The sequence below is a fragment of the Microbacterium sp. UBA3394 genome (assembly GCF_002358725.1).
Classification (GTDB): Bacteria; Actinomycetota; Actinomycetes; order Actinomycetales; family Microbacteriaceae; genus Microbacterium; species Microbacterium luteum.
Genome location: NZ_DEPK01000062.1, coordinates 1 through 5272, shown reverse-complemented (window position 1 = coordinate 5272; position 5272 = coordinate 1). Strand labels below are relative to the sequence as shown.

5 protein-coding genes are annotated in these 5272 nt (G+C 71.0%); all 5 read left to right on the top strand.

The window, feature by feature from the left end; genetic code table 11:
* Positions 1-56: 56 nt before the first annotated feature.
* The gene (locus B4E30_RS03440) at positions 57-542 is read left to right on the top strand and encodes a BLUF domain-containing protein (RefSeq protein ID WP_286793502.1); all 486 of its coding nucleotides are present in this window, start codon (positions 57-59) and stop codon (positions 540-542) included.
* Between the two features lie 54 nt (positions 543-596).
* Entirely contained in the window at positions 597-1343 is a 747-nt protein-coding gene (locus B4E30_RS03435; RefSeq protein WP_286793501.1) for a carboxypeptidase-like regulatory domain-containing protein, read from the top strand.
* A gap of 176 nt (positions 1344-1519) precedes the next feature.
* Positions 1520-2227 carry a carboxypeptidase-like regulatory domain-containing protein gene (locus B4E30_RS03430; RefSeq protein ID WP_286793500.1) on the top strand — a complete coding sequence of 236 codons (708 nt, stop codon included), beginning with the start codon at positions 1520-1522 and terminating at the stop codon, positions 2225-2227.
* A 265-nt stretch (positions 2228-2492) separates the two neighbouring features.
* Positions 2493-4601, top strand: a complete 2109-nt coding sequence (locus B4E30_RS03425; protein ID WP_286793499.1) for a sensor histidine kinase — start codon at positions 2493-2495, stop codon at positions 4599-4601.
* Positions 4591-5272: response regulator transcription factor (locus B4E30_RS03420; protein ID WP_286793498.1), on the top strand; the 682-nt coding region annotated here is incomplete at its 3' end. The genes B4E30_RS03425 and B4E30_RS03420, both read left to right, overlap by 11 nt.

Genomic DNA, 5272 nt, shown 5'->3' with positions numbered 1-5272 from the left:
GCGATGCGGATCCTGATCGACCACCACGCCGCCGACGCACCCCTCGAGGCGGCCCTATGACTCCGCCCGAGGCCAAGCCGGCGACGACCGATGACGATCGCCTCATCTCGCTCGTCTACATCAGCACCGCGACGGCGCCGCTGGACGACGCCGCCCTGCACGCCATCCTCACGCGCGCTCGCGACAACAACGCGCGGCTGGATGTGACGGGCATGCTGCTGTACCGCGAGGGCCAGTTCGTGCAGATCCTCGAGGGCGCGCGCAGTGCGGTGCACGATCTGGTTGACGAGATCCGGGCCGATCCGCGCCACACCGACATGAGCGTGATCCTCGACGAGCCGATCGAGGTGCGCGAGTTCTCCGACTGGAGCATGGGCTTCCAGCCGATGGCGATGCCGCGCACGTCGCTGCCCGACGGTTTCCGCGACACCTTCACCGACCTCGACGCCTCGGCTGAGCGCACCCGCATCATGCGGGCGGTGCGCGAGATCAGTCTGTGGTTCCGGGTGCGTGCCTCCTCGGGGGCGGATGAGGCGGCCTGATCGTCCGATAGCCTCGGTCGGAGCGCCCTGGTACCCGATCGAAGGAGCCCGCCCGTGACCACGCACGCCCGTCGACGGTCGCCCGCCTCTCGAGGGGTTGCCCTGGCCTCCGTGTTTCTCGCCGCCGCCCTGACGGTGGGCATCGGGACGTCGGTGGCATCGGCCGAGACCGTCCCGAGCCCGGGGGCGAGCTCCTCCCCCACGGCGGCACCGACGCCGTCCGCCACCTCCGCACCAACGGACGAGAACCTCGAGACGGGCGATGTGCGCGGGTCGGTCGTGATCGCCGCATCCGGAGCCGCACTGCCCGGTGTCACCGTGGTCGCCGTGCCGACACAGCCGGGCGTGAGGCAGGAGACCGTCACGCAGGCCAACGGCGCCTTCCACCTGCGGGAGGTTGCTCCCGGCGAGTACACCTTCACGTTCTCGCTGACGGGATTCGAAACCGTGACGCGAACCGCCCAGGTGCGGGTCGGACTGACCACGACCGTCGACGTCGACATGTCGCTGTCGAACGTGAGCCTTCGCCTGGATCGGCAGACGGTGACCGCCGGCGAGACCCTGCAGCTTGACGCCGAAGGCTTCCTCGGAAACGAGCGGGTCGAGGTCGAACTCCACTCGACGCCGGTCAGCCTCGGCACCCTCGCCGCGGATGACGCCGGCGCCCTCTCCGGTACGATCGCCGTGCCCTCCGACACGACCCCGGGCACGCACGACGTCGTGCTGATCGGTGAGAGCGGGCGCACCGCATCGATCACCGTCACCGTGGTCGCAGCTGCGCCACTGGTCGCGACCGGCTGAGGCCACCCACCCCGGGCACGTCGACGGCTGAACAGCTCGTTTCGGTTGCGTAACGTTCCGGGCGACCGGCGACGATCTCGCTAGCCTCGGACTCGACTCTTCGAACCCGAGCGAAGGAACCTTCCGTGATCTCTCCTGCCCGCAGATCCACGTCCGTCCGCCGAATCCTCGCACCCGTGTTGGCCGCGAGCGCCACCGTGGTTCTCGCCGTCGGCATCGGCGCCTCCGTCGCGTCGGCCGAGACCGTGCCGGCACCCGGCTCCTCCGCATCGCCCACGGCGTCGCCGACGGTCTCGTCGACTGCCTCACCCGCGCCGGACGATGACCAGACCGCCGCAGGCGAAGTCACCGGCACCGTCACCGAGGCCGAAACCGGAAACCCGTTGCCCGGAGCCACAGTCAGTGCCGTGCCGAACGACTCCTCGGAAACCACGCGTCGCGTCACGACGATGGCGAACGGTGATTACCGCATCGTCGGAGTCGCCCCCGGCGGCTACAAGATCGTCTTCGAGATGGAGGGCTTCGAGCCGGTGACGCGAGCCGTCGCCATGCAGCCCTACGGAATCCAGACCGTGGATGCGGAACTGTCGCCCCTCTCGGTCGAGGTCACCGTCGATCGCACCTCGCTCGCCGCCGGCGAGTCGGTGCAGCTCGACGCCACCGGCTTCCGCGCGGGCGAGCGGGTCGACGTCGAGGTGCACTCCGCGCCGGTCCGGGTCGCGAGCTTCACCACGGATGCGGACGGATCCCTGTCGACCCGCATCACCGTGCCGACGTCGGTCGAACCCGGTGTGCACGAGATCGTCGTCATCGGCGAAAGCGGCCGCACCGGATCGGTCACGGTCACGATCACCGGATCAGCTCCCCTGATCGCCACCGGCTGACCCACCGACCGTCAACAACGCATGAGATCTGCCGACGATACGGTCGCAGACCCGCGGCGGAAGCCCCGCACCCCCCGAATCTCCTGCGTTGTTCACCGAACGTTTCGCTGACCGACGTCCCCCGCCCGGCCCCGCCTGCCCGCCTGGTCGTTGAGCGAGCGGAGCGAGACGAAACGCGCCGCCCGGCGCCGCCCGGCCCCGCCCACCTGGAACCCGGGACTCGTGTCCCGTGACACCGGGACACTCCGTGCGGCACGATGAGCGAATGACACGCGAGTTCGCGAGCCGCGCCGCGACGCTCGTCGCCGTCGCCGTCTCGGCGCTCTCGGCGGTCGTGGCGATCGCCCTCGACATCGCAGTGCTCCCGACCCACCCCGAGCCCCCGGTGTCGTCGGGATGGTCGGGCGTGCTGCCCGGGGCGGCGATGCTCATCCCGGGAGCCCTGCTGCTGTGGCGGCTGCCGTGGCACCCGATCGCCGTTGTGCTCACCGCGTTCGGAACCCTGTGGGTCCTCGACGGGATGGCCGCGGCGGCCGTCAACCTCGCCTGGTACCACGACCGCTCGGCGTGGTGGGCGGTGCCGGCGTTCTGGTTCTTCAGCCGCGCCGGCGCGGTGCTCATCCTGCCGATCGTGCTGCTTCTGCTGCTCTTCCCCGACGGTCGACTGCGCGCCGGAGTGTGGCGCGTGGTCTCGATCGTCTCCCTCGCGCTCGGCCTCGTGATGCCGTTCGCGTTCCTCTTCGCCCCGCGCGCGGCCCTCAGCCTCGACAACGACGATCGCACCGCCCTGCTCGACGCCTTCGAGCAGCCGCTGCCGACCCTGCCGCTTCCCCTCGAGGCATGGATGCTGCTGCTCGGCGCCGGCATCCCGTGCCTCGGCGTCAGCCTGCTCCTCGCGCTGCTGGTATGCATCAGCCGCCGCTTCGGCGCCACCGCGGAGCAGCGTGCGCAGCTGCGCTGGCTGGTGTGGTCGGCGCTCATCTTCACCGCGGCGCTGCTGTTCGTCTTCCCGGTCGTGCCGACGGTCGTCGTCGACCTGCTGCTGGCGGTCACGATCGGACTGGTCAGCGCATCGGTGGTGATCGCCGTGACCCGCTACCGCCTCTACGCGATCGACCGGCTGCTGTCATGGACCCTCGTCTATGCCCTCCTCATCGCCGGCATCATCGCCATCGATGTGCTCATCGTCGTCGCCGTCGGCAGCGCAATCGATGATCGCGTGGCGATGCTGCTGGCGGTTGTCGCCGTGACGGTGGCCTTCGCTCCCCTGCGCGGACGCCTGTTCGCCGTCGCGAACCGTCTCGTCAGCGGACGCCGCGGCGACCCGTACGCGGTCGTGTCCTCGCTCGGCGACCGGCTCGATCAGGCACCGGATGCGCCCGGCCAGCTGGCCGAGCTCGCAGCGGCTATCGCCGAGGCGTTCGGCTCGCGGTCGGTGCGCGTCGAACTGGACCGCCCCGGCGCCGAGGCGATGGTCGCCGTGCACGGCACTCCGATGAAGGATGCCGCCGAGGTGCCGATCGACCACGGCGGCGAGATGATCGGCCGCATCTTCATCGAACCCGGCGGCCGCCCCGTCGTCTCGACCCGGGACCAGTGGCTCCTCGGCGACCTCGTGCGCCTCGCCGCCGCATCCCTGCGGGGCGCCGAGCTCGGCCGCGAGCTGCAGGCGAACCGCGAGCGCCTCGTGCTCGCCCGTGAAGAGGAGCGCTCACGCCTCCGCCGCGAGCTGCACGACGGCCTCGGCCCGCTCCTCGCCGGCGTCAAGCTGCGCCTGGAGACGGCGCGGAACCTCGCCGATCGCGACCCGGCGCGTTCGCTGGGGCTCGTGGATGCGGCCATCGCCGACCAGTCCGAGGTGATCGACGAGATCCGCCGCATCGTGCAGGGCCTGCGCCCTCCGGCACTCGACGACCTCGGCCTCCGCAGCGCCCTCGAGCAGCAGGCCGCGCGGCTGACCGGCGGCGGCCTGATCGCCGAGGTCTCCGGCGATGTGCCGCACGATCTCCCGCCGGCGGTCGAGGTCGCCGCGTTCCGCATCGCCTCCGAGGCGCTGACGAACGCACGCAAGCACTCCGGCGCGCAGCGGGTCCAGGTGGTGCTGTCTCAGAGCGAGCGGATGCTGCAGCTCGACATCCGCGACGACGGACACGGCATCGCCTCCGCGACCGCGCTCTCCCCCGCTACCGCCCCGTCCTCCACCGGCGTCGGCCTGCGATCGCAGCGCGAGCGCGCGGCGGAGCTCGGCGGCACCCTCGAGATCACCTCTCGCCCGGACGGCGGCACGCTCATCCGCGCCCGTCTGCCGTTCACCCCGCCCGCTTCTGCTCCCACCGACACCACACCCGAAGGGATCACCGCCGATGTCCGATGAACCGATCCGCGTGGTGCTCGTCGACGACCACCCGGTCTACCGCGACGGCCTCTCGATGCTGCTGGAGTCGATGGACGGGGTGCGGGTCGTCGCGACCGCGAGCGACGGTGCCGAGGCGATCGAGGTCGTCGATGCCTCCGATGCCGATGTCGTCGTGATGGATGTGCAGATGCCACGACTCGACGGTCTCGCAGCCACGCGCGAGGTCGTCGCGCGGCATCCGCACCTCGCGGTGGTCATCCTCACGATGTCGGAAGACGATGAGACGGTGTTCGCCGCGATGCGCGCCGGAGCCCGCGGCTATCTCGTGAAGGGCGCGAGTCAGCAGCAGATCTTCGCCGCGATCACCACGGTGGCCGGGGGCGAGCTGGTCTTCGGCGCGGCGATCGCGCGTCGGGTGGCGGAGTTCTTCGCCGCCGGTCCGTCCACGGCGCCGTCCGCCGAGGTGTTCCCGCAGCTCACGCCGCGGGAGCGGGAGATCCTCGACCTGCTCGCAGCCGGACGGTCGAACCCGCAGATCGCGCAGGCGCTGTTCCTCTCCCCCAAGACGGTGCGCAACAACGTGTCCAACATCTTCACGAAGCTGCAGGTCGCCGATCGCGCCGAGGCGATCGTGCGCGCCCGCGACGCGGGGCTCGGCCGGCCGTATGAAGCGCCCCGGGTTTCGTGGA